Origin of the sequence: Streptomyces sp. AC1-42W, assembly GCF_003248355.1 — a bacterium.
GTDB lineage: Bacteria > Actinomycetota > Actinomycetes > Streptomycetales > Streptomycetaceae > Streptomyces.
On record NZ_QKWY01000002.1, the window covers coordinates 3,239,853 to 3,264,597 of the forward strand.

A 24,745-nucleotide genomic window follows, 5' to 3' on the forward strand; every position below is an offset into this window, starting at 1 on the left:
CCGCGCGCAGGCGCCTACCAGCCGGCCGCGTCCCCGGTCAGCTCGCGGATCGCCGGCCGGGCGGCGTCCAGCACGGTCATGAACCACGCGGAGAACGGGTCACGGGCATGCCGCTCGGCCAGCTCCGCCGCCGTCACGAACGCCGTGTCGCCGACCTCCTCCGCGTCGGGCTCCGGCCGCTCCTGCGCCATGCCCACGAAGAGGTGGTTGAACTCCTGCTCCACCAGGCCCGACGCCGGGTCCGGGTGGTTGTAGCGGACGGTGCCCGCCTCGGCCAGCAGCGAGGGCGAGATGCCCAGCTCCTCGTACGTACGCCGGGCGGCGGCGGCGAAGGGCGCCTCGCCCGGGTAGGGGTGGCCGCAGCAGGTGTTGGACCAGACACCGGGGGAGTGGTACTTGCCGAGGGCGCGCTGCTGGAGCAGCAGCCGGCCCTGCTCGTCGAAAAGGAACACGGAGAACGCGCGGTGCAGCTGACCGGGCGACCGGTGGGCGGCGAGCTTCTCCGCCGTGCCGATGGTGGTGCCGTTCTCGTCGACCAGTTCGAGCATGATCGCTTCCGCTGTGCCGTTCGACGAGGCGTTCGCCGCGGTGACTGGTGTGGTCGGCATACCCATCCTTCGCTGTGGTTCCGGCCCCGAGCGCCGGTCCCGTCGAGTCTGCTCAAGTCTGCCGTACAAAAGCGGCTTGTCCGTACTTCGGCCCTGGCATGTCCGGTCCGGTTCGTACCCATCCGCGACCCTACACCGCGTGTCCCGGCGCCCACCGGCCAACGGGCGAACGGGCCCGCGTCCGGCGGCTGGACGGGAGCGGCCGACGGCTCGACGGGAGTGGGCGGCCGGTCAGCGGCAGAGCCTGGCCTCGTGCTCCGCGTGCCCGCTCGGCTCCAGCTGGAAGGTGCAGTGCTCCACGTCGAAGTGGTGGCCGAGGCAGCCCTGGAGCTCGTGGAGCAGCTTCTCGTGCCCGATCGAGTCGAGCAGGTCCTGCCGCACCACCACATGTGCCGAGAGCACCGGCATCCCCGATGTGATCGTCCACGCGTGCAGATCGTGCACGTCCAGCACGCCGGGCAGGGCCGTGATGTGGTCGCGGACCTCGCTCATGTCCACGCCGGGCGGCGCCGCCTCCAGGAGGACGTTCAGCGTCTCGCGCAGCAGCCGCACCGTACGCGGCACGATCATCAGACCGATCACCAGCGAGGCGATCGGGTCCGCCGCCTGCCAGCCCGTCGCCATCACGATGCCCGCCGACACCAGCACCGTCACCGAACCCAGCGTGTCCGCCAGCACCTCCAGATAGGCGCCGCGCACATTCAGGCTCTCCTGCTGCCCGCGCGTCAGCAGCGACAGCGACACCACGTTCGCGACCAGACCCACCAGCGCGAAGACGATCGTCAGCCCGCCCCTCGTCTCCGTCGGCTCGATGAACCGCTGCACCGCCTCGAAGAGGAGGTAGCCGCCCACCCCGAGCAGCAGACAGCAGTTGGCGAGCGCCGCCAGGATCTCCGCACGGGCGTAGCCGAAGGTGCGGTTCGGGCCGGCCGGCCGGTTGGCGAAGTGGATGGCCAGCAGCGCCAGCGCCAGCCCCAGCGAGTCGGTCGCCATGTGCGCCGCGTCGGCGATCAGCGCGAGCGACCCGGACAGCACACCGCCGACGATCTCCATGACCGTCACGCCCAGCGTGATGCCCAGCGCCATCCGCAGCCGCCCCTTGTGCGCGGCGGCCGCCGTACCGGTGGGCGCCGGCCCGCCGTGCGCATGTCCGTGATCGTGCCCTGCCCCCATGAGGACGCCTCCCGGTCGTCTCGCGGACCCGGACTTCCCCGGCCCGGACCACGCCAGTCAACTACGGGTGGGGGGTATAGGGCAACACGGCACTGAACACCGTTGTCATTGGCCCTCACCTGCGGAAACACCCGCAGGTGAGGGCGGTGGAGCAGGCGCCGCCGGGCGCGGCGGGACCGGATCGCGCGGACCCGCTTTTTGTCAGGCGAGGCGGCCATCCACCATGATGATCGCGGACGGCGCGCACGATCCGGCTCCGCCCGGAACGGAGCGCAAACGGGCAGTGAACTCGCGCTTCCGTCCATCCGATAGCCTCAGCCGACACGCCGCCGGCCGTCTCGGGCCGCACAGTCGCGTGCCGATCCGTGCCAGCACCAAGGAGTGAGTTCGTCTGTCGACCGCCATTCTCACCGGTGCTCCACTGCCCGGATCGTCCCTGGAGAACGATCTGCGCTCGCTGGGCTTCGACGTCCGCACGGCCAACGACGTCACCGAAGCGGCCGGACTGCTGTCCGCCGTCCCGCCGGCCCAGCGCGTCGCCCTCGTCGACCCGCGCTTCGTCGGCCACCGGCACGCCCTCCGGCTCGCCCTGACCGACCCCCGCTTCCCGGCCGCCGCCGTGCCCGGCGCGCTCACCGCCCAGGCCGAGGCGCGCCCCGCCCTGATCGGCGCCCTGCGCACCACCACCGACGCGGTCGGCGCCGGAGTGCCCGCCGCCGGCACCACCGCCACCGTCACGGACCGCACCGTGCCCGGCAGGATCGCCGCCGTCATGGCGGCCCGGGGCACCGAGGTGCAGCGTCCCGAGCTGGGCTCCCTCGTCGCCACCGTGCCCACCGACGAGACCGCCCGCGCCGCCGCCCTGGCCGGCGTCGAGGCCGTGGACGACGAGGCCGTCCGGCTGCGCAGCGCGGTCAAGGCCCGCGACGGCTTCTTCACCACCCACTGCATCAGCCCGTACTCGCGCTACATCGCCCGCTGGTGCGCGCGCCGGGGGCTCACCCCGAACCAGGTCACCACCGCGTCCCTGCTCACCGCGCTCATAGCGGCCGGCTGCGCGGCCACCGGCACCCGCGGCGGCTACATCGCGGCGGGCATCCTGCTCCTGCTCTCCTTCGTCCTGGACTGCACCGACGGACAGCTCGCCCGCTACTCCCTGCAGTACTCCACGATGGGCGCCTGGCTGGACGCCACCTTCGACCGCGCGAAGGAGTACGCCTACTACGCGGGCCTCGCCCTCGGCGCCGCCCGCAACGGCGACGACGTCTGGGCGCTGGCGCTCGGCGCGATGGTCCTCCAGTCCTGCCGCCACATCATCGACTTCTCGTTCAACGAGGCCAACCACGACGCGGAGGCCAACTCCAGCCCCACGGCCGCCCTCTCCGACAAGCTCGACAGCGTCGGCTGGACGGTCTGGCTGCGGCGGATGATCGTGCTCCCGATCGGCGAGCGCTGGGCCATGATCGCCGTGCTCACCGCCGTCACCACGCCGCGCATCGTCTTCTACGCCCTGCTCATCGGCTGCGCCTTCGCCGCCTGCTACACCACCGCCGGCCGCCTCCTGCGCTCCCTGACCCGCAAGGCGCGCCGCACCGACCGCGCCGCCCGGGCACTCGCCGACCTCGCCGACTCCGGGCCCGTCGCCGAACTCGTCGCCGCCCGCGGCCCCCGCATCGCCGGCGCCTGGACCGCCCCCGCGCTCGCCCTCGTCGGCACCGGGGCACTGATCGCCGCCGCGCTCCAGCAGCCCTTCGGCAGCCGGCAGACGATCATCGCCGCCGCCTTCTACGCGGTCTGCTCCGGCCTCGCCGTCGCCCGGCCGCTCAAGGGCGCCCTGGACTGGCTCGTCCCGCCGTTCTTCCGCGCCGCCGAGTACTGCGTGATCCTCGTCCTGACCGCCCGCAGCGAGGTGGACGGAGCCCTTCCGGCGGCCTTCGGGCTGGTCGCGGCGGTCGCCTACCATCACTACGACACGGTCTACCGCATCCGGGGCGGCACCGGCGCCCCGCCCCACTGGCTGGTGCGCACGATCGGCGGGCACGAGGGCCGGACCCTGGTCGTGACCGTGCTGGCCGCCCTCCTCACCGGGGCCTCCGGCTTCGCCACGGCGCTCACCGTGTTCGCCGCCGCCGTCGCACTGGTCGTACTGGTGGAATCCGTCCGCTTCTGGGTGTCCTCCGGGGCGCCCGCCGTTCACGACGAAGGAGAACCCGCATGATCGGCCTCGTACTGGCTGCCGGCGCAGGACGGCGTCTGCGCCCCTACACCGACACGCTGCCCAAGGCGCTCGTGCCGGTGGACGGCGCCACGACGATCCTCGATCTCACGCTGGCCAACTTCGCCGAGATCGGGCTCACCGAGGCGGTGATCGTCGTCGGCTACCGCAAGGAGGTCGTCCACGAGCGCAAGGCGGCGCTGGAGGCCAAGTACGGTCTCGCGCTGACCCTGGTGGACAACGACAAGGCCGAGGAGTGGAACAACGCCTACTCGCTGTGGTGCGCCCGTGAGGTGCTCAAGCGCGGCGTGCTCCTCGCCAACGGCGACACCGTCCACCCGGTCTCCGTGGAGAAGACGCTGCTGGCCGCGCGCGGCGACGGCAAGAAGATCATCCTCGCCCTCGACACGGTGAAGCGGCTCGCCGACGAGGAGATGAAGGTCGTCGTGGACCCCGCCGAGGGCGTCCGGCGCATCACCAAGCTCATGGACCCGGCCGAGGCCACCGGCGAGTACATCGGCGTCACCCTCATCGAGGCCGAGGCCGCCGAGGCGCTGGCCGACGCGCTGAAGACCACCTTCGAGCGCGACCCGGACCTCTACTACGAGGACGGCTACCAGGAACTCGTCAACCGGGGCGTCACCGTGGACGTCGCCCCCATCGGTGACGTGAGCTGGGTCGAGATCGACAACCACGACGACCTCGCCAAGGGCAGGGAGATCGCGTGCCGGTACTGACCCGACTCATCCCGTCCCCCGTCTTCGTCGACATCAGCCGGGGCGCCATGCACGACCTGGCCGGCCTCCTCGCCGACCAGCGGATCTCGGCCTCCGGCAAGCTGGCCGTCGCCATCAGCGGCGGCTCCGGCCTGGCCCTGCGCGAGAAGCTGGCCCCGGCCCTGCCCGGCGCCGACTGGTACTGCGTCCCCGGCGGCAACATCGACGCCGCCGTGCAGCTCGCCGACGACATCAAGGGCAAGCGCTACGACGCCGTGGTCGGCCTCGGCGGCGGCAAGATCATCGACGTGGCGAAGTACGCCGCGGCGCGGGTCGGCCTGCCGCTGGTCTCGGTCGCCACCAACCTCGCGCACGACGGCCTGTGCTCGCCCGTCGCCACCCTGGACAACGACAACGGCCGGGGCTCCTACGGCGTGCCCATGCCCATCGCCATGGTGATCGACCTGTCGGTGATCCGCACCGCCCCCGACCGCTTCGTACGGTCCGGCATCGGCGACGCGATCTCCAACATCTCCGCCATCGCCGACTGGGAGCTGTCGCACCAGGTCAACGGCGAGCAGATCGACGGACTCGCCGCCGCCATGGCCCGTACCGCCGGCGAAGCCGTCCTGCGCCACCCCGGCAACGTCGCCGACGACGAGTTCCTCACCGTCCTCGCCGAATCGCTGGTGCTCTCCGGCATCGCCATCTCGATCAGCGGCGACACCCGGCCCTCGTCCGGCGCCTGCCACGAGATCAGCCACGCCTTCGACCTGCTCTTCCCCAAGCGGGCCGCCAGCCACGGCGAACAGGTCGGCCTCGGGGCCGCCTTCGCCATGCATCTGCGCGGCGCCGCGGAGGAGTCCGGACTCTTCGCCGAGGTGCTGCGCAGGCACGGCCTGCCGGTCACCCCCGAGGAGATCGGCTTCACCGCCGACGAGTTCGTCCAGGCCGTCGAGTACGCGCCCCAGACCCGTCCGGGACGCTTCACGGTCCTGGAACACCTCAGCCTCTCCACCGATCAGATCAGGGACGCGTACGCCGACTATGCCAAGACCATCAGTAGCTGAACTCCGCCCCGTCGTTCACCCGCCGGGGGTCAAGGACCGGCGCAGCGGTGAACACTGGGCGGGCCGGATATACATGCGCGAGATCTCGCTGCGCATCGACCGGTACCTGGTGAACTCCAGGGTCACGCCCAACCAGCTGACCTATCTGATGACCGTCGCCGGTGTGCTCGCCGCCCCGGCGCTGCTCGTGCCCGGCATCTGGGGCGCGGTGCTCGGCGTCGTCATGGTCCAGCTGTACCTGCTGCTCGACTGCGTGGACGGCGAGATCGCGCGCTGGAAGAAGCAGTTCTCGCTCGGCGGCGTCTATCTGGACCGGGTCGGCGCCTATCTGTGCGACGCCGCCGTCCTCGTCGGCTTCGGCCTGCGCGCCGCCGACCTGTGGGGCCCCGGCCGCATCGACTGGCTGTGGGCGTTCCTCGGCACGCTCGCCGCGCTCGGCGCGATCCTGATCAAGGCCGAGACGGACCTGGTCGGCGTCGCCCGGCACCAGGGCGGGCTGCCGCCGGTCAAGGAGTCCGCGTCCGAGCCGCGCTCCTCCGGCATGGCGTTCGCCCGCCGGGCGGCCGGCGCGCTCAAGTTCCACCGGCTCATCCTGTGCGTCGAGGCGTCGCTGGTCATCCTGGTCGCGGCCGTGCTGGACGCGGTGCGGGACGACTTCTTCTTCAGCCGTCTCGCGGTCGCGGTCCTGGCGGGCATCGCCCTGCTGCAGACGCTGCTGCACCTCGTGTCGGTCCTGGCATCGAGCAGGCTGAAGTGAGCACACCCATGAAACTCGGCGCGGTCATCATCACCATGGGCAACCGCCCGGCCGAGCTGCGCGCCCTGCTCGATTCGGTCGCCGCCCAGGAGGGCGACCGGATCGAGGTGGTCGTCGTCGGCAACGGCTCACCCGTGCCCGACGTGCCGCCGGGCGTGCGCACCGTCGAGCTGCCCGAGAACCTGGGCATCCCCGGCGGCCGGAACGTCGGCATCGAGGCGTTCGGGCCCTCCGGCGCCGATGTGGACGCCCTGCTCTTCCTCGACGACGACGGGCGGCTGCCCCTCACCGACACCGCGGAACTGTGCCGGAAGGCGTTCGCCGAGGACCCCCGGCTGGGCATCATCAGCTTCCGCATCGCGGACCCGGAGACCGGGGTCACCCAGCGCCGGCACGTGCCGAGGCTGCGCGCCGCCGACCCGATGCGCTCGTCCCGCGTGACGACGTTCCTGGGCGGCGCCAACGCGGTGCGCACCAGGGTGCTGGCCGAGGTCGGTCCGCTGCCGGGCGACTTCTTCTACGCGCACGAGGAGACGGACCTGGCCTGGCGGGCGCTGGACGCCGGCTGGCTGATCGACTACCGCGCGGACATGGTGCTGCACCACCCCACCACGGCCCCGTCCCGCCACGCGGTCTACCACCGCATGGTGGCCCGCAACCGGGTCTGGCTGGCCCGGCGGAACCTCCCGGCGCCCCTCGTCCCGGTGTACCTCGGGGTGTGGATGCTGCTGACGCTGCTGCGCCGGCCGTCCGGCGAGGCGCTCAAGGCCTGGTTCGGCGGCTTCCGGGAGGGCTGGCGGACCCCGTGCGGACCCCGCCGCCCGATGAAGTGGCGTACGGTGTGGCGACTGACCAGGCTGGGCCGCCCTCCGGTCATCTGAGAAGCTCCCCTCTGGGAGCATGAGGCGTATTTTTCTTGTCGGGACCTGTCCGCCCTGAGCCGCGCCCGCGACTGGCTGCGCATTTTGAATACGAGAGTTTCTTCTGGTGAGTGACACAACCCACGGCGGCGCGGTTGCCCTGAGCAGCCCGCCATCGGCCGACGACGGTCTGAGCGCGGCCGAACTGGCCGCGAAGTACGGCCTGACGGTCAGCGGTGCCCGGCCCGGCCTCCTGGAGTACGTGCGCCAGCTCCGAGGGCGGCGCCACTTCATCCTGGCGTTCTCCCGGGCCAAGCTGACCGCCCAGTACAGCCAGGCCAAGCTCGGCCAGCTGTGGCAGGTGGCGACCCCGCTGCTGAACGCCGCGGTCTACTTCCTCATCTTCGGGCTGATCCTCGGCACGAAGAAGGGCATCCCGCAGGAGGTGTTCATCCCGTTCCTGGTGACCGGGGTGTTCGTCTTCACCTTCACCCAGAGTTCCGTGATGGCCGGCGTACGGGCCATCTCCGGCAACCTGGGCCTGGTCCGGGCGCTGCACTTCCCGCGGGCCTCGCTGCCCATCTCCTTCTCGCTCCAGCAGCTCCAGCAACTGCTGTACTCGATGATCGTGCTCATCGCGGTGACGGTGGGCTTCGGCAGCTACCCCCGGCTGTCCTGGCTCCTGGTGATTCCGGCCCTGGCGCTGCAGTTCTTCTTCAACACCGGCCTCGCGCTCGCCATGGCGCGGATGGGGGCCAAGACCCCGGACCTGGCACAGCTGATGCCGTTCGTCATGCGGACCTGGCTGTACGCCTCCGGCGTCATGTTCTCCATCCCGGTGATGCTGGAGGACAAGCCGGCCTGGATCACCGATGTGCTGCAGTACAACCCGGCGGCCATCTACATGGACCTGGTCAGGTTCGCCCTGATCGACGGATACGGCTCCGAGAACCTGCCCGACCACGTCTGGGCGGTCGGCCTCGCCTGGTCCGTCGTGGTGGGCATCGCGGGCTTCGTGTACTTCTGGAAGGCAGAGGAACGGTACGGCCGTGGCTGACGACAACACCGCGGGGCGCGTCCCCACCGTGATCGCCGACGACGTGCACATCGTGTACCGGGTCAACGGCGGCGGCGGTGGCCGGGGCAGCGCCACCGCCGCGCTGAGCCGCATCCTGCGCCGCGGGAAGGGCGAGGAGCGCGGGGTACGCAAGGTGCACGCCGTACGCGGTGTCACCTTCACCGCCTACCGGGGCGAGGCGATCGGCCTCATCGGCACCAACGGCTCCGGCAAGTCCACCCTGCTTCGGGCCATCGCCGGACTGCTGCCCGCCGAGAGCGGCAGCGTCTACACGGACGGCCAGCCCTCGCTGCTCGGCGTCAACGCGGCGCTGATGAGCGACCTGACCGGCGAGCGCAACGTGGTGCTCGGCGGGCTCGCGATGGGCATGAGCCGCGAGGAGATCCGCGAGCGCTACGACGAGATCGTCGAGTTCTCGGGCATCAACGAGAAGGGCGACTTCATCACGCTGCCCATGCGTACGTACTCCTCCGGCATGGCGGCCCGCCTCCGCTTCTCCATCGCGGCCGCCAAGAACCACGACGTCCTCATGATCGACGAGGCGCTGGCCACCGGTGACCGCAAGTTCCAGATCCGCTCCGAGGCGCGGATCAGGGAGCTGCGCAAGGAAGCCGGCACCGTCTTCCTGGTGAGCCACAGCAACAAGTCGATCCGGGACACCTGCAACCGGGTGCTGTGGCTGGAGAAGGGCGAGCTGCTGATGGACGGCCCGACCGAGGAGGTCCTGCGGGCCTACGAGCGGGAGACCGGCAAGTAGCGCGCCGCGCCACGCACCGGGCGGCCTCCGCCGGACCCTTCCGGCGGGGGCCGCGCCATGTCCGCATGGTGGACCGGAGCCCGGACGTCCGCGCCTCGTCGTACGGCACCCGCCGCGATCTCCTACCGCCGGATGACGTGAACGGCGCCCGGCCGGGGGAGAGTTGACGCGGGTCACGGGTCCGGCGCCGCAGGGCACGGACCCCGGCGTTCCGATGAACGTTGTACAACGTAAGCTGTACCGGTGCTGATTCGCCGCAAGTGGGGCGATACCGCCCGAGTGGGCGGCCCGGAGCCGTCCCCGGCACTGGGGAGGGCGGGCGGCGTGTCCGGAATGGGGTATTTTGGGTCAGCAGTGTAGAACGGGAGATGTGACGGCTATGACGGAAGATCTCCAGCTCCGAGGTGCTCACGCCGTCCCCGCGCAGGGCGGTCCGCGGTGACCCCTACCCGGCAGGCGCGGCTCGACACCGCCGCATCCGGAACCCTCGACAAGGCAGCGCACGAGAACTTTCCGGTCGCCCCCTTCTTCCTGCCGCGCGCCTGGCGCGACGACCTGATGGCCGTCTACGGCTTCGCCCGGCTCGTCGACGACATCGGTGACGGCGACCTCGCCCCCGGCGGCGCCGACGCCGTCCACCTCGGCCTCGAACCGGACCGGTCGGACGACCGGCTCGCGATGCTCGACGCCCTGGAGCGCGACCTGCGCCGCGTCTTCGCCGCCACCGGAGAGACCCCGCACCACCCGCTGCTGCGGGCCCTGCGCCCCACCGCCCGCCGCCGCTCGCTGACCCCCGAACCCTTCCTCGGGCTCATCGAGGCCAACCGGCAGGACCAGAAGGTCCGCCGCTACGGCACGTACGGGGAACTCCTCGCCTACTGCGAACTCTCCGCCAACCCGGTCGGCCGCCTGGTCCTCCAGCTCACCGGCACCGCCAGCCCCGAACGGCTGCGCCGCTCCGACGCCGTGTGCACCGCGCTGCAGATCGTCGAGCACCTCCAGGACGTCGCCGAGGACCTGGGCCGCGACCGCGTCTACCTGCCCGCCACCGACATGGCCCGGTTCCACGTCGGCGAGGCCGACCTCGCCGCACCCACCGCCAACGCGTCGGTGCGCTCCCTGATCGCGTACGAGGCCGAACGCGCCCGTGATCTGCTGAATGAAGGCACCCCCCTGGTGGGTAGCGTCCACGGCAGGCTCCGGCTGCTCCTCGCCGGGTTCGTGGGAGGAGGACGTGCCGCCCTCTCCGCGATCGCGGCCGCCGGCTTCGACGTACTGCCCGGACCACCCGGACCCACCAAGCCCAGCCTGCTGCGCGAAGTGGGAGTTGTCCTGCGAGAAGCGCGTAGAGAGAGGTGAGCCGGACCGTGGAGGGTCAGACGACCTACATGTCCGCACCGGTACAGGCCGCATACAGTTACTGCGAGGCGGTCACCGGACAGCAGGCGCGTAACTTCGCGTACGGCATCAGGCTGCTGCCGGCCGAGAAGCGGCAGGCCATGTCGGCCCTGTACGCCTTCTCCCGCCGCGTCGACGACATCGGCGACGGCGAACTGGCCCCGGAGACCAAGCGCGTCCGCCTGGAGACCACCCGTACCCTCCTCGACCGCGTCCGGACCGGCGCGGTGGACGAGGACGACACCGACCCGGTGGCCGTCGCGCTCGCCGACGCCGCCCGCCGGTTCCCGCTGCCCCTCGAAGGGCTCGATGAACTCATCGACGGCGTCCTGATGGACGTGCACGGCGCCGCCTACGAGACCTGGGACGACCTCAAGGTGTACTGCCGGTGCGTCGCGGGCGCCATCGGCCGGCTCAGCCTCGGCGTCTTCGGCACCGAACCCGGCGCCCCCGGCACCGAACGCGCCCCGGAGTACGCCGACACGCTCGGCCTCGCCCTCCAGCTGACGAACATCCTGCGCGACGTCCGCGAGGACGCGGGCAACGGCCGCACCTACCTCCCGGCCGACGACCTCGCCAAGTTCGGCTGCTCCGCCGGGTTCCACCGCGCGACCCCGCCCCCCGGCTCCGACTTCGCGGGCCTCGTCCACTTCGAGGTCCGGCGCGCCCGCGCCCTGTTCGCCGAGGGCTACCGGCTGCTGCCCATGCTCGACCGGCGCAGCGGGGCCTGCGTGGCGGCCATGGCCGGGATCTACCGCCGGCTCCTGGACCGCATCGAGCGCGACCCCGAGGCGGTGCTGCGCGGCCGGGTCTCGCTGCCCGGCCACGAGAAGGCGTACGTCGCCGTGCGCGGTCTGTCCGGATTCGACGCCCGCCACATCTCCCGGCGCACGGCCCGAGGGCGTGTCTGAATGCGTCTCAGGCACATCTCGCGCACCATGTGCATCAAGGATGAACGGAACGAACGGCGGGCAACCCCCGGCACTGCGGCCGCGTCCCTGACCGAGCAGGCCCGACGGGAAAGCCGCCGCCGAGAGGGGGACTCATGAGTGACGACGCCCTGCGCACGTCCCGCGCCGTCGTGGTGGGCGGCGGGCTCGCCGGCACCACCGCGGCCCTGCGCCTGGCCGACGCCGGGCTTGACGTGACCCTGCTCGAAGGACGGCCCCGGCTCGGCGGACTCGCCTTCTCCTTCCGCCGCGGCGAACTGACCGTCGACAACGGACAGCACGTCTACCTGCGCTGCTGCACCGCCTACCGATGGTTCCTCGACCGGATCGACGCCGTCGGCCTCGCCCCGCTGCAAAACCGTTTGGACGTGCCCGTTCTCGACGTCGGCCGGCCCGCCGGGCCCCGGCTGGGACGGCTGCGCCGCAACGGGCTCCCGGTCCCGCTGCACCTTGCCGCCGGCCTCGCCGGCTACCCGCACCTCTCGCTCGCCGAACGCGCCGGCGTCGCACGCGCCGCGCTCGCCCTCGGCCGGCTCGACCCGGACGACCCCGCCCTGGACGCCGAGGACTTCGGCAGCTGGCTCACCCGGCACGGCCAGTCGCCCCGCACCATCGAGGCGCTCTGGGACCTCGTCGGCGTCGCCACCCTCAACGCCACCGCGCCCAACTCGTCGCTGGCGCTCGCCGCCAAGGTCTTCAAGACCGGACTGCTCTCCGACCCCGGCGCCGCCGACATCGGCTGGGCCTCCGTACCCCTCGGCGACATCCACGACACCCTGTGCCGCAAGGCCCTGGACTCCGCCGGCGTACGCACCGAACTGCGCACCAAGGCCACCGCCCTCACCCGCACCGACGAGGGCGGCTGGCTGGTGGACACCGGCGCCGAGCGGATCGAGGCGGACACCGTCGTGCTGGCCGTGCCGCAGCGCGAGACCCACGCCCTGCTGCCCGAGGGCGCGCTCGACGAGCCGGACCGGCTCCTGGACATCGGCACCTCGCCGATCCTCAACGTGCACGTCGTCTACGACCGCAAGGTGCTGAAGCGGCCCTTCTTCACCGCGCTCGGCTCGCCCGTCCAATGGGTCTTCGACCGCACCGAGGCGTCCGGCCTCACCGGCCCCGGCCAGTACCTCGCGGTCTCCCAGTCCGCGGCCGGCGAGGAGATCGACCTGCCCGTCGCCGAACTGCGCGCCCGCTACCTCCCCGAGCTGGAACGGCTGCTGCCGGCCGCACGGGGCGCCGGCATCCGGGACTTCTTCGTCACCCGCGAGCGCACCGCGACCTTCGCACCCGCGCCCGGCGTCGGCCGGCTGCGTCCCGGAACCCTCACCCGCGCACCCGGTCTCTTCCTGGCAGGTGCCTGGACCGCCACCGGCTGGCCCGCCACGATGGAGGGTGCGGTCCGCAGCGGTGCGGGCGCCGCGGACGCCGCGCTCCTGGCGCTCGGCCGCCCCCACGAACATCCGCTGCAGGAGGCGGCATGAGCAGTACCACCGGAACAAGAGGAGAGTCAGTGACCCCGGCGAATCCGGCTTCCGACACCGTGGACACCACGGACGTCACCGCGCTTCTGGAGCGCGGACGGGCCCTTTCCGCGCCGGTGCTCCGGGCCGCCGTCGACCGGCTCGCACCGCCCATGGACACCGTGGCCGCCTACCACTTCGGCTGGATCGATGCCCAGGGCAGGCCCGCCGACGGCGACGGCGGCAAGGCCGTCCGCCCGGCGCTGGCCCTGCTGTCCGCCGAGGCGGCCGGCGCCGCCGCCGAGGCCGGCGTGCCCGGCGCGGTCGCGGTCGAACTCGTGCACAACTTCTCGCTGCTGCACGACGACCTGATGGACGGCGACGAGCAGCGGCGCCACCGCGACACCGTATGGAAGGTGCACGGCCCCGCGCAGGCGATCCTGGTCGGCGACGCCCTGTTCGCCCTGGCCAACGAGGTCGTGCTGGAACTGGGCACGGTGGAGGCGCTGCGGGCCGCCCGGCGGCTGACCGCGGCCACCCGCAAGCTCATCGACGGCCAGGCCCAGGACATCTCCTACGAGCACCGCGAGCGCGTCACGGTCGAGGAGTGCCTGGAGATGGAGGGCAACAAGACCGGCGCCCTCCTCGCCTGCGCCTGCTCCATCGGCGCGGTGCTCGGCGGCGCCGACGACCGCACCGCCGACGTGCTGGAGGCATACGGCCACCACCTCGGGCTCGCCTTCCAGGCGGTCGACGACCTGCTCGGCATCTGGGGCGACCCCGAGTCCACCGGCAAGCAGACGTGGAGCGATCTGCGACAGCGCAAGAAGTCCCTGCCGGTCGTCGCCGCGCTCGCCGCGGGCGGACCGGCCTCCGAGCGGCTCGGCGAACTGCTCGCCGCCGACGCCAAGAGCAGCGACTTCGACAGCTTCTCCGAGGAGGAGTTCGCCGCCCGCGCGGCGCTCATCGAGGAGGCGGGCGGTCGCGAGTGGACCGCCCAGGAGGCACGCCGTCAGCACGCGGTCGCCATAGAGGCGCTGCACGCCGTCGACATGCCGCACACCGTGCGGGCGCAGCTCACGGCGCTCGCGGACTTCGTCGTCGTACGAAAGAGATGATCACCATCTGGTCCATATGAACTCGCAGTCGCCGGCCGGCGCCCCCACGGGCGCCGGCCGACGGAGACCCCAGCACAGCAGAGGACCGACTGCACGAAGGGGAAGCCATGACAGCGACGACCGACGGAAGCACCGGGGCCGTTGACCCCCGCGCAGCCTCGGCCAGCACCATCACCACTCAACCAACGATCGCCGCCGACGCCGCCCTGGCCGCCGCGCGGCAGGCCGCGGAACGCTCCGTGGAGCATCTCCTCGGCAGGCAGGACGAGCAGGGCTGGTGGAAGGGCGACCTCGCCACCAACGTCACCATGGACGCCGAGGACCTCCTGCTCCGGCAGTTCCTCGGCATCCAGGACCCCGCCACGCTCCACGCGGCCGCCGGCTTCATCCGGGGCGAACAGCTCGGCGACGGAACCTGGGCGACCTTCCACGGTGGCCCCGCCGACCTCTCCGCCACCATCGAGGCGTACGTCGCGCTGCGGCTCGCCGGCGACCGGCCCGACGACCCCCACATGCGCCGGGCCGCCGGCTGGGTCCGGGACCAGGGCGGCATCGCCGCGAGCCGCGTCTTCACCCGCATCTGGCTGGCCCTCTTCGGCTGGTGGAAGTGGGACGACCTGCCCGAACTCCCGCCCGAGCTGATGTTCTTCCCCAAGTGGGTCCCGCTCAACATCTACGACTTCGGCTGCTGGGCCCGCCAGACCATCGTGCCGCTCACCATCGTCTCCGCGAAGCGGCCGGTGCGGCCCGCCCCCTTCGCGCTGGACGAGCTGCACACCGACCCGGACCACCCCGACCCGCCCCGGCGCGCCGCGCCGGTGGGGAGCTGGGACGGCCTCTTCCAGCGCCTCGACAAGGCACTGCACGTCTACCACCGGTTCGCGCCGCGCCCGCTGCGCCGCGTCGCGATGAACACCGCCGCCCGCTGGATCATCGAACGGCAGGAGAACGACGGCTGCTGGGGCGGCATCCAGCCGCCCGCCGTCTACTCCGTCATCGCCCTGCACCTCCTCGGCTACGACCTCGACCACCCGGTGATGCGGGCCGGCCTCGAATCGCTCGACCGCTTCGCCGTGTGGCGCGAGGACGGCACCCGCATGATCGAGGCGTGCCAGTCGCCCGTCTGGGACACCTGCCTCGCCACCATCGCCCTCGCCGACGCCGGGGTCGCCCCCGACCACCCCGCGCTCGTCAGGGCGGCCGACTGGATGCTCGCCGAGGAGATCGACCGGCCCGGCGACTGGGCGGTGCGCCGGCCCGATCTGGAGCCCGGCGGCTGGGCGTTCGAGTTCCACAACGACAACTACCCCGACATCGACGACACCGCGGAGGTGGCCCTCGCCCTGCGCCGGGTCCGCCACCCCGACCAGGACCGGGTGAACGCCGCCATCGAACGCGGCGTGCGCTGGACCGTCGGGATGCAGTCCCGCAACGGCGCCTGGGGCGCGTTCGACGCGGACAACACCAGCCCCTTCCCCAACCGGCTGCCCTTCTGCGACTTCGGCGAGGTCATCGACCCCCCGTCCGCCGACGTCACCGGACACGTGGTGGAGATGCTCGCCGTCGAGGGCCGCGCCACGGACCCCGTCACCCGGCGCGGAATCGAGTGGCTGCTGTCCGAACAGGACCCCAACGGGGGCTGGTTCGGACGCTGGGGCGTCAACTACGTGTACGGCACGGGGTCCGTGGTCCCCGCGCTGACCGCCGCCGGGCTGCCCGTCTCGCACCCCTCGATCCGGCGCGCGGTCGAGTGGCTGGAGTCCGTGCAGAACGACGACGGCGGCTGGGGCGAGGACCTGCGCTCGTACAGCGAGGAGAAGTGGATCGGGCAGGGGGCGTCCACCGCGTCCCAGACCGCCTGGGCCCTGCTCGCCCTGCTCGCCGCCGGCCGCCGGGACACCGTCGCCGTCACCCGCGGCATCACCTGGCTCACCGAGACCCAGCAGGCGGACGGCTCCTGGGACGAGCCCTACTTCACCGGGACCGGCTTCCCCTGGGACTTCTCCATCAACTACCACCTCTACCGGCAGGTCTTCCCGCTCACCGCACTCGGGCGCTACGTGCACGGCGACCCGTTCGCGGACCGTGCCCCGAAGCGCGAGGAGGCCTGATGGGCGAGGGTCCGGGGCCGGCCGGGCCCACCGCCCCCCTGCTGATCGCCTGCGCGCTCGGCATCGAACAGCTCGCCCTGCGCACCGGCCGGGGGGCGGCGGGCGCCCCGCACCGGGCCACCGTGCTCCGTACCGGCATGGGCCCCAGAGCGGCCGAGACCGCCGTGGCCCGCGCGCTGGGCCGGTCCGGGGCGGCGGACGCCGCCGTCATCGCCTCCGGGTTCTGCGCCGGCCTCGCCCCCGGCATGCACCCGGGCGACCTGGTGGTGGCCTCGGAGACACGGGACGCCGGGGACCGCGTCCCGTGCACCGGTACGGAGGTGCTGGCCGCCGCGCTGGCCGGGGCCGTACCGGGGCGCACCGTACACACCGGTCCGCTGACCGGCTCCGACCACGTCGTGCGGGGACACGAGCGGGCGGAGCTGCGGGCCACCGGGGCGATCGCGGTGGACATGGAGTCCGCCGCGACCCTGCGCACCGCCCTGCGGTCCGGGCCGCGCCCGGTTGCCGCCGTACGGGTGGTCGTGGACGCCCCGGAGCACGAGCTCGTCCGCATCGGCACGGTCCGCGGTGGAATATCGGCTTTCCGTGTTCTCCGCGCAGTCCTGCCGGCTTTCCATGAATGGCACCGATCTTTGCTGCTCCCCAGGAGGTGAGCCAGATGGCCATGCCGCTTCGCCAGTCCATCAAGGTTGCGACGTATCTCATTGAACAGAAGCTCCGCAAGAGGGACAAATTCCCGCTGATCGTCGAGCTCGAACCGCTGTTCGCCTGCAACCTCGCCTGCGAGGGCTGCGGGAAGATCCAGCACCCGGCCGGTGTCCTCAAGCAGCGCATGCCCGTGGCCCAGGCCGTGGGCGCCGTGCTGGAGTCGGGCGCCCCGATGGTCTCCATCGCCGGGGGCGAACCCCTGATGCACCCGCAGATCGACGAGATCGTGCGGCAGCTCGTGGCGAAGAGGAAATACGTGTTCCTCTGCACCAACGCGATGCTGTTGCGCAAGAAGATCGAGAAGTTCACGCCCTCGCCCTATTTCGCGTTCGCGGTGCACATCGACGGAATGCGGGAACGGCACGACGAGTCGGTCGCCAAGGAGGGCGTGTTCGACGAGGCGGTGGCGGCGATCAAGGAGGCCAAGCGGCGCGGCTTCCGGGTCACCACCAACTCCACCTTCTTCAACACCGACACCCCGCAGACCATCATCGAGGTGCTCAACTTCCTCAACGACGACCTCCAGGTGGACGAGATGATGATCTCGCCCGCCTACGCCTACGAGAAGGCGCCCGACCAGGAACACTTCCTGGGCGTCGAGCAGACCCGCGAGCTGTTCCGCAAGACCTTCGCCGGCGGCAACCGCGGCCGCTGGCGGCTCAACCACTCGCCGCTCTTCCTGGACTTCCTGGAGGGCAAGGCCGACTTCCCCTGCACCGCCTGGGCCATCCCCAACTACTCGCTGTTCGGCTGGCAGCGGCCCTGCTACCTGATGAGCGACGGCTACGTGCCCACGTACCGGCAGCTCATCGAGGAGACCGACTGGGACAAGTACGGCCGGGGCAAGGACCCGCGCTGCGCCAACTGCATGGCGCACTGCGGCTACGAGCCCACCGCCGTCCTCGCCACCATGGGCTCCCTCAAGGAATCCCTGCGCGCCGCACGCGAGACCGTCGGCGGAAGCCGCTGAGCCGCTAGGGCCTGTCGGCCGGCGGGCGGCTCGTCCCGCCCGCCGACCCCGGCCGTCACCCGAGGTGGAACAGGACCAGAGAGGGGGCCCGGCATGTCGCTGCTGCAGAGCATCCGGGGGCCGCACGATCTCAAGGCACTGAACGCGTCACAACTCGGCGAACTCGCCGACGACATCCGCACCTTCCTGGTGCAGGCGGTGGCCAGGACCGGGGGCCACCTCGGCCCCAACCTCGGCGTGGTCGAACTGACCATCGCCCTGCACCGGGTCTTCGACTCGCCCGTCGACCGCATCCTGTGGGACACCGGCCACCAGAGCTACGTGCACAAGCTCCTCACCGGCCGCCAGGACTTCTCCAAGCTGCGCGGCAAGGGCGGGCTCTCCGGCTACCCCTCGCGCGCCGAGTCCGAGCACGACGTCATCGAGAACTCGCACGCCTCCACCGTCCTCGGCTGGGCGGACGGCCTCGCCAAGGCCGACGAGGTACGCGGCAGGATCGGCCGGGTCGTCGCGGTCATCGGCGACGGCGCGCTGACCGGCGGCATGGCCTGGGAGGCGCTGAACAACATCGCCGCCGCCAAGGACCGCCCGCTGATCGTCGTCGTCAACGACAACGCCCGCTCCTACGCCCCCACCATCGGCGGCCTCGCCCGCCACCTCGCCACCCTGCGCACCACCGACGGCTACGAACGCTTCCTGGCCTGGGGCAAAGGGCTCCTGGACCGCACCCCCGTCATCGGTCAGCCGCTGTACGGATCGCTGCACGGCGCCAAGAAGGGCCTCAAGGACTTCGTCGCCCCGCAGGGCCTGTTCGAGGACCTCGGGCTGAAGTACATCGGCCCCGTCGACGGCCACGACACCGCCGCCGTCGAGGCGGCCCTGCACCGCGCCCGCCGCTACCGGGGCCCGGTCCTGGTGCACTGCCTCACCGAGAAGGGCCGCGGCTACGCCCCCGCCCTGCGCGACGAGGCCGACCGCTTCCACACCGTGGGCGCCATGGACCCGCGCACCTGCGCCCCGCTCACCCCCGCCGCCGCGCCGTCCTGGACCTCCGTGTTCGCCGACGAGATCACGGCCATCGGCGCGGAGCGGCCGGACGTCGTCGCGGTCACCGCCGCGATGCTCGACCCGGTGGGACTGACCCGGTTCGCCGAGGCGTTCCCCGGCCGCGTCTGGGACGTGGGCATCGCCGAGCAGCACGCCGCGGTGAGCGCCGCCGGACTCGCCACGGGCGGCCTCCACCCGGTCGTCGCCGTCTACGCCACCTTCCTCAACCGGGCCTTCGACCAGCTCCTGATGGACGTCGCCCTGCACAAATGCGGGGTCACCTTCGTCCTGGACCGGGCCGGCGTCACCGGTACGGACGGCGCCTCGCACAACGGCATGTGGGACCTGTCGATCCTCCAGGTCGTCCCCGGACTGCGCATCGCCGCACCCCGCGACGCGGACCGGCTGCGCGAGGAACTGCGCGAGGCGGTCGCGGTCGACGACGCGCCGACGCTGGTGCGGTTCCCGAAGGAGTCCGTGGGCGAACCGGTCCCCGCCGTCGGGCGGATCGGCTCCATGGACGTGCTGCGGCGCGACGAGGACGCCGATGTGCTGCTCGTCGCGGTCGGCGTGATGGCCCCGGTCTGCCTGCGGGCCGCCGAACTGCTCGCGGGCGCCGGCATCCGGTGCACCGTGGTGGACCCGCGCTGGGTCAGACCGGTCGACGCGGAGCTGCCGCCGCTCGCCGCCGGGCACCGGCTCGTCGCCGTCGTCGAGGACAACAGCCGGGCCGGGGGCGTCGGCTGGGCGGTCGGCCTGGCGCTGCGGGACGCGGACGTCGACGTACCGCTGCGCACCTTCGGCATTCCCGAGCAGTTCCTCGCGCACGGCAAACGGGCCGCGGTGCTGGCCGACATCGGACTCACACCGGTCGAGATCGCGGGCCGGATCAGCGCCGCCACCACCGCACTGCGGGCGGCCGGCGGCACGGCGGGGCACCGGGCCCCGGACGACGGGCACAAGGAGAGCGGGGCATGAAGGACGACGGGCCCAAGGGCTTCGATCTGGCGCGGCTCCTGGCCGAGCGCGGCGCCGAACGCTACGAGCTGCACAGCCGGTACCTCAACCACCAGCTCCCGCGCATGCTGCACACCATCGGCTTCGACCGGGTCTACGAACGGGCCGAGGGCGCCCACTTCTGGGACGCCGACGGCAACGACTACCTCGACATGCTCGCCGGTTTCGGCGTGATGGGGCTCGGCCGGCACCATCCCGTCGTACGCAAGGCGCTGCACGACGTCCTCGACGCCTCGCTCGCCGACCTCACCCGCTTCGACTGCCAGCCGCTGCCGGGCCTGCTCGCCGAGAAGCTGCTGAGCCACAGCCCGCACCTGGACCGGGTCTTCTTCGGCAACAGCGGCACCGAGGCAGTCGAGACCGCGCTCAAGTTCGCCCGGTACGCCACCGGCAGGCCGCGCGTCCTGTACTGCGACCACGCCTTCCACGGGCTGACCACCGGCTCCCTCTCGGTCAACGGCGAGGGCGGCTTCCGCGACGGCTTCGCCCCGCTGCTGCCCGACACCGCCATCGCCCTCGGCGACCTCGACGCGCTGCGCCGGGAGCTGAAGCGGGGCGATGTGGCCGCGCTGGTCGTGGAGCCGATCCAGGGCAAGGGGGTGCACCCCGCGCCGCCCGGCTTCCTGCGCGAGGCCCAGGAGCTGCTGCACCGGCACAAGGCGCTCCTGATCGCCGACGAGGTGCAGACCGGGCTCGGCAGGACCGGCGACTTCTACGCCTACCAGCACGAGGAGGGCGTGGAGCCCGATCTCGTCTGCGTGGCCAAGGCGCTGTCCGGCGGCTACGTTCCGGTCGGGGCGACGCTCGGCAAGGACTGGATCTTCAAGCGCGTCTACTCCTCGATGGACCGCGTCCTCGTCCACTCCGCCAGCTTCGGCTCCAACGCCCAGGCGATGGCCGCCGGGCTCGCGGTGCTGTCGGTGATGGAGGACGAGGAGACCGTCGCGCACGCGCGCCGCACCGGCGACCTGCTCCGCGAGCGGCTGTCCGCGCTGGTCGGCCGCTACGAGCTGCTGCACGAGGTGCGGGGGCGCGGGCTGATGATCGGCATCGAGTTCGGCCGCCCCACCTCGCTGAAGCTGCGCAGCCGCTGGACGATGCTCCAGGCCGCCCGCAAGGGGCTCTTCGCGCAGATGGTCGTCGTGCCCCTCCTCCAGAAGCACCGCATCCTCACCCAGGTCTCCGGCGACCACCTCGAAGTGATCAAGCTGATCCCGCCGCTGGTGATCGACGACGCGGACGTGGACCGCTTCGTCACCGCGTTCACCGCCGTCATGGACGACGCGCACAGCGGCGGGGGACTGATGTGGGACTTCGGCCGGACCCTGGTGAAGCAGGCCGTCGCCAACCGCTGACGTTTTTGCCCGAGAGGCAAGAAATTTGCCCCAGGGGAAAGATTTTGGCCCAATGGAGGCATGAACCCTCCGGACGACCAGGCGGCCGGCGAGCTGCCCGGTGTCGCGCCACGCCTGCGCGATCTGCGCCGCGGCCGTGGTCTCACCCTGGAGACCGCGGCCCAGCGGGCGGGGCTCTCGCCCGCCCATCTCTCCCGGCTCGAAACGGGCCGGCGCCAGCCCTCGCTGCCCATGCTGCTCCAGCTGGCCAGGATCTACGGTACGACGGTCTCCGAACTGCTCGGCGAGACGTCCCCGGAACGTGACGCGATCGTACGCGGCGGCCCGTTCGAGGGGGCGGCCGCGGACGGCTGGATCTACCAGCAGGCCGGCGCCTCCGGCCGGGCCATGCAGGCGCTGCGCGTCCGCGTCCCGTACGGCGCCCAGGGCGACCTGGTCCGGGTCCATCCCGGCGAGGAGTGGCTGTACGTCCTGCGCGGCCGCCTGCGGGTGACGCTCGGCGAGACGGTCCACGACCTCGCGCCGGGCGACGGCGCGCACTTCGACTCGCTCACCCCGCACCGGATCGCCGCCCTGGAGCCCCGGGGCTCCGAGCTGCTGTTCGTCCACACCCTGCTGCAGAGCCCCGCCGTCGAGCTGTGTCTCGGCGGCGCCGCCCACCGCGGCTGAGATTTCCGCCACCGGGACTCCCCGGCAGCCAGAGAGGCCAGTCATGTCCGACTCGGAGAACTACGACCCGCTCACCCCGGCCAGGCGCCCCGGCGACGACACCCATGAGAAGAAGATGCCGCGCGGACTCGTCATCCGGCTCTTCGCCTACCTGGTGGCCGGGCACGTCATCGCCGCGTTCCTCTATCTGCTCTTCGCGGTCGGCATGAACAACCAGTAGGACGGCTCACCCCTCGTCGAGCAGCCGCTCGCGCAGCCGCTCACGGGTGGCCGGCGCCAGCTTCAGACCCTCGCCGAGATAGCGGTCGGTGCCGCCCCAGGTCTCGTCGACGGCGGCGAAGGCCGCGGCCAGATACGCGGACTCGGCGCCGAACAGCGGGTTCAGCAGCTCCAGCACCTCCGGCGACATGCCGGCGGCGGAGGTGTCGCTGCGCCGGATGCGGTAGCGGCGGTGCGGGTCGTTCGACTTGAGGTAGTCGGCCTCGATCGTCTCCCGCTCGACGCCCAGCGCGAGCAGCGTCACCGCGACGGACAGCCCCGCCCGGTCCTTGCCCGCCGCACAGTGCATCAGCGCGGGCACGCTGTCCTCGGCCAGGGCGTGCAGCACCCGGCTGTGCTCGACGGTGCGCTCCAGGATGATCGACCGGTACGAGGCGATCATGCGGCGGGTGCCCTTGCCGTCCGCCAGGATCGAGCGCAGATCCGCCAGGTCGCCGTCGCGCACCATCCGCCAGAACTCCGCCCCGTCCGCCGGGTCGCTCAGCGGGATGCTGACGTTGCGCACCCCCGGCAGCTCCACGTCCAGGCCGTCCAGCCGGTGGTCGGCCGCGTTGCGGAAGTCGAAGACGGTGTGCAGCCCGAGCCCGCCGAGGAAGGCCGCGTCCTCGGCGGTCGCGTGCGCCAGGTGGCCGCTGCGGAAGAGCCTGCCGTGCCGCACCCGGCGGCCGTCGGCGGTGGGCAGTCCGCCCAGGTCGCGGAAGTTGCGGACGCCGGTGAGGACGGGCTCCGTCGGCGGGGTCTGCGGCAGCTGCTGCGTCACGGTCACTCCTGGAGGCTCTGCCCCGGCGCGTGTCGCCGACGGGCCACGCCCGCGACCCTACGACATCGATTCCTGGGGCAACCATCTCGCCCGCCACCCCGAACGGGCCCCGCTCCGGAACGTGCCATCGGCGTGCAATGTCCTTAATGGGGCATTTTCCCGAACCTGCCCTGTTTCCAGGGGAGATGGCCGGCCACTCGTGAGCGGGATCATATCCGTGACGGTGTGTGGCGGCGCTCCGTAGGGGTAATCCCCGCACCGCGCGGAAAGCCAAGATCCGTAATCCACGGAGTGTGACCGGAATTCCGCGCCGAAATTCCGAAGCGGAATCCGAAGTGGAACCTGCGGCTTGTTTCCGCCGTCCCGGCTCGCTTACGTTCCATGTCACTCCGGATGGAACGCCCAATCCTGCCGCCGTCCGGAATTCGCATCCACTCACCGTGTGGCAGGAGCGGGGGAACCAGGTAAGCCGCCGACCGGGACGACCGGACGGCTAGGGGTGAAGTCGCGCCAGCCGCGACCGGGCATCTCCAGCCCGAACCCGACAGCTCACCTCGCAGGCGCCGGAGAGGAATTCTTCATGCCCATTTCGGGTAAGCACCGCCGTCCCAGGACCAGCACCATCGCCCGCGGCGTCGTCGCCGCGAGCGCCGGCGGAGCCGTCATCGCGCTTCCGCTGCTCGGCGCCACCGGTGCCCACGCCGCGGAGCAGTCCGCCCCGGCCGCCCCGAAGTCGGTCGCCGCGCACGCCACCCCGGCCAAGCCCGCCAAGAGCACCGGCACCACCACCTACTCCGTGGTCTCCGGCGACTACCTCTCGAAGATCGCCGCCCAGCACCACCTCAAGGGCGGCTGGCAGAAGCTGTACCAGGACAACCGCGAGGTCGTCGGCGAGAACCCGAGCCTGATCTTCCCCGGCATGAAGCTGACCCTCGGCGCCAAGGCGGCCCCCGCCGCCGCGTCCGAGGCCCCCGCCAAGCCGGCCGCGAAGACCGCGCCCGAGGCCGCCGCGAAGTCCGCGCCCGAGGCCAAGACCGACGCCAAGGCGCAGCCCCGCACCGCGCCCAAGGCCGAGGTCAAGACCGAGGCGCAGGCCGCGCCCGAGTCCGAGGCCCCCGCCACCCAGGACAACGCCTCCGGTTACGCCCACCCGGTCCCCGGCAACCACACCACCGCCTACCGCGCCTCCGGTGCCAACTGGTCCAGCGGCAGCCACACCGGCATCGACTTCCCCGTCTCCACCGGCACCAGCGTCAAGGCCATCACCTCCGGCACCGTCGTCACCGCCGGCTGGGGCGGCGCCTACGGCAACCAGGTCGTCGTCAAGCACGCCGACGGCCGCTACTCCCAGTACGGCCACCTCTCCTCGCTCTCCGTCGCGGCCGGCCAGACCGTGACCGCGGGCCAGCAGATCGGCCTCTCCGGCTCCACCGGCAACGTCACCGGCCCGCACCTCCACTTCGAGGTCCGCACCGGCCCGGGCTACGGCTCCGACATCGACCCGATCGCCTACCTGGCGTCGCACGGCATCTACGTCTGATCCAGCCGGCACCGGCCCGCACCACCGGGCCGCCCGACGGCATCGAGGGACGGCGCACCACAACGGTGCGCCGTCCCTCCGCTTATTCCCCCTTTACCGAAAACTGACCGGGTGGTTTATCTC

Annotated in this window: 22 protein-coding genes and 1 riboswitch; of the genes, 19 read left to right on the plus strand and 3 right to left on the minus strand. The window is 72.0% G+C overall.

The annotated features are described in order from the left end of the window. Positions 1-14: 14 nt before the first annotated feature. Together idi and DNK56_RS32305 are read right to left on the minus strand one after the other, a co-directional pair. The gene (gene idi, locus DNK56_RS32300; protein WP_111339301.1) at positions 15-608 is read right to left on the minus strand and encodes an isopentenyl-diphosphate Delta-isomerase; all 594 of its coding nucleotides are present in this window, start codon (positions 606-608) and stop codon (positions 15-17) included. A 231-nt stretch (positions 609-839) separates the two neighbouring features. Beyond that, the gene (locus DNK56_RS32305; RefSeq protein WP_111339302.1) at positions 840-1,781 is read right to left on the minus strand and encodes a cation diffusion facilitator family transporter; all 942 of its coding nucleotides are present in this window, start codon (positions 1,779-1,781) and stop codon (positions 840-842) included. Positions 1,782-2,172: 391 nt separating this feature from the next. On the opposite strand from DNK56_RS32305, the gene DNK56_RS32310 reads away from it, so the two are divergent. From DNK56_RS32310 to DNK56_RS35630, 18 genes are all read left to right on the plus strand, one after another. Then, positions 2,173-3,999 carry a DUF5941 domain-containing protein gene (locus DNK56_RS32310; RefSeq protein ID WP_111339303.1) on the plus strand — a complete coding sequence of 609 codons (1,827 nt, stop codon included), beginning with the start codon at positions 2,173-2,175 and terminating at the stop codon, positions 3,997-3,999. Beyond that, positions 3,996-4,733 (plus strand): phosphocholine cytidylyltransferase family protein, encoded by a 738-nt coding sequence (locus tag DNK56_RS32315; protein WP_111339304.1) that lies wholly within the window; start codon positions 3,996-3,998, stop codon positions 4,731-4,733. The genes DNK56_RS32310 and DNK56_RS32315 overlap by 4 nt, the downstream gene beginning before the upstream one ends. Then, complete coding sequence (locus tag DNK56_RS32320; RefSeq protein WP_111339305.1) at positions 4,721-5,782, plus strand: iron-containing alcohol dehydrogenase family protein; 1,062 nt, start codon at positions 4,721-4,723, stop codon at positions 5,780-5,782. The genes DNK56_RS32315 and DNK56_RS32320 overlap by 13 nt, the downstream gene beginning before the upstream one ends. Beyond that, positions 5,760-6,539, plus strand: a complete 780-nt coding sequence (locus DNK56_RS32325; protein WP_111339713.1) for a CDP-alcohol phosphatidyltransferase family protein — start codon at positions 5,760-5,762, stop codon at positions 6,537-6,539. Before DNK56_RS32320 ends, DNK56_RS32325 begins: the two co-directional genes overlap by 23 nt. 8 nt (positions 6,540-6,547) lie before the next feature. After that, positions 6,548-7,420 carry a glycosyltransferase family 2 protein gene (locus tag DNK56_RS32330; RefSeq protein ID WP_199563679.1) on the plus strand — a complete coding sequence of 291 codons (873 nt, stop codon included), beginning with the start codon at positions 6,548-6,550 and terminating at the stop codon, positions 7,418-7,420. A gap of 106 nt (positions 7,421-7,526) precedes the next feature. Further along, a complete protein-coding gene (locus DNK56_RS32335; protein ID WP_111339307.1) occupies positions 7,527-8,456 on the plus strand; it encodes an ABC transporter permease in 930 nt (309 codons plus the stop codon). After that, on the plus strand, positions 8,449-9,234 hold the full coding sequence (locus DNK56_RS32340; RefSeq protein WP_111339308.1) for an ABC transporter ATP-binding protein: 786 nt from the start codon (positions 8,449-8,451) through the stop codon (positions 9,232-9,234). Before DNK56_RS32335 ends, DNK56_RS32340 begins: the two co-directional genes overlap by 8 nt. A gap of 438 nt (positions 9,235-9,672) precedes the next feature. After that, on the plus strand, positions 9,673-10,593 hold the full coding sequence (gene hpnC / locus DNK56_RS32345; RefSeq protein WP_111339309.1) for a squalene synthase HpnC: 921 nt from the start codon (positions 9,673-9,675) through the stop codon (positions 10,591-10,593). A gap of 29 nt (positions 10,594-10,622) precedes the next feature. Further along, positions 10,623-11,543, plus strand: coding sequence for a presqualene diphosphate synthase HpnD (gene hpnD, locus DNK56_RS32350; protein WP_199563557.1), 921 nt, complete (start codon positions 10,623-10,625; stop codon positions 11,541-11,543). Positions 11,544-11,677: 134 nt separating this feature from the next. Further along, positions 11,678-13,066, plus strand: a complete 1,389-nt coding sequence (gene hpnE / locus DNK56_RS32355; protein ID WP_111339310.1) for a hydroxysqualene dehydroxylase HpnE — start codon at positions 11,678-11,680, stop codon at positions 13,064-13,066. Beyond that, complete coding sequence (locus tag DNK56_RS32360) at positions 13,063-14,163, plus strand: polyprenyl synthetase family protein (protein ID WP_199563556.1); 1,101 nt, start codon at positions 13,063-13,065, stop codon at positions 14,161-14,163. The genes hpnE and DNK56_RS32360 overlap by 4 nt, the downstream gene beginning before the upstream one ends. Positions 14,164-14,270: 107 nt before the next feature. Next, positions 14,271-16,274 (plus strand): squalene--hopene cyclase, encoded by a 2,004-nt coding sequence (gene shc / locus DNK56_RS32365; protein ID WP_111339312.1) that lies wholly within the window; start codon positions 14,271-14,273, stop codon positions 16,272-16,274. After that, the gene (locus tag DNK56_RS32370; RefSeq protein ID WP_111339313.1) at positions 16,274-16,930 is read left to right on the plus strand and encodes a phosphorylase family protein; all 657 of its coding nucleotides are present in this window, start codon (positions 16,274-16,276) and stop codon (positions 16,928-16,930) included. Before shc ends, DNK56_RS32370 begins: the two co-directional genes overlap by 1 nt. Positions 16,931-16,935: 5 nt before the next feature. Next, a complete protein-coding gene (gene hpnH, locus DNK56_RS32375) occupies positions 16,936-17,955 on the plus strand; it encodes an adenosyl-hopene transferase HpnH (RefSeq protein ID WP_111339314.1) in 1,020 nt (339 codons plus the stop codon). A gap of 93 nt (positions 17,956-18,048) precedes the next feature. Further along, complete coding sequence (gene dxs, locus DNK56_RS32380) at positions 18,049-19,980, plus strand: 1-deoxy-D-xylulose-5-phosphate synthase (RefSeq protein ID WP_111339315.1); 1,932 nt, start codon at positions 18,049-18,051, stop codon at positions 19,978-19,980. Next, positions 19,977-21,374 carry an aspartate aminotransferase family protein gene (locus tag DNK56_RS32385; RefSeq protein WP_111339316.1) on the plus strand — a complete coding sequence of 466 codons (1,398 nt, stop codon included), beginning with the start codon at positions 19,977-19,979 and terminating at the stop codon, positions 21,372-21,374. Before dxs ends, DNK56_RS32385 begins: the two co-directional genes overlap by 4 nt. Positions 21,375-21,434: 60 nt before the next feature. Beyond that, positions 21,435-22,043 carry a helix-turn-helix domain-containing protein gene (locus DNK56_RS32390; RefSeq protein ID WP_111339317.1) on the plus strand — a complete coding sequence of 203 codons (609 nt, stop codon included), beginning with the start codon at positions 21,435-21,437 and terminating at the stop codon, positions 22,041-22,043. Between the two features lie 43 nt (positions 22,044-22,086). Beyond that, entirely contained in the window at positions 22,087-22,263 is a 177-nt protein-coding gene (locus DNK56_RS35630; protein WP_199563555.1) for a DUF6126 family protein, read from the plus strand. Between the two features lie 6 nt (positions 22,264-22,269). Here DNK56_RS35630 and DNK56_RS32395 read toward each other — a convergent pair whose 3' ends face one another. Next, positions 22,270-23,082, minus strand: coding sequence for a tyrosine-protein phosphatase (locus DNK56_RS32395; RefSeq protein WP_111339318.1), 813 nt, complete (start codon positions 23,080-23,082; stop codon positions 22,270-22,272). 422 nt (positions 23,083-23,504) lie between these two features. Further along, positions 23,505-23,660, plus strand: a riboswitch (cyclic di-AMP (ydaO/yuaA leader). A 2-nt stretch (positions 23,661-23,662) separates the two neighbouring features. Here DNK56_RS32395 and DNK56_RS32400 point away from each other — a divergent pair. Then, a complete protein-coding gene (locus tag DNK56_RS32400; protein ID WP_111339319.1) occupies positions 23,663-24,622 on the plus strand; it encodes a M23 family metallopeptidase in 960 nt (319 codons plus the stop codon). The last annotated feature ends 123 nt before the right edge of the window (positions 24,623-24,745 follow it).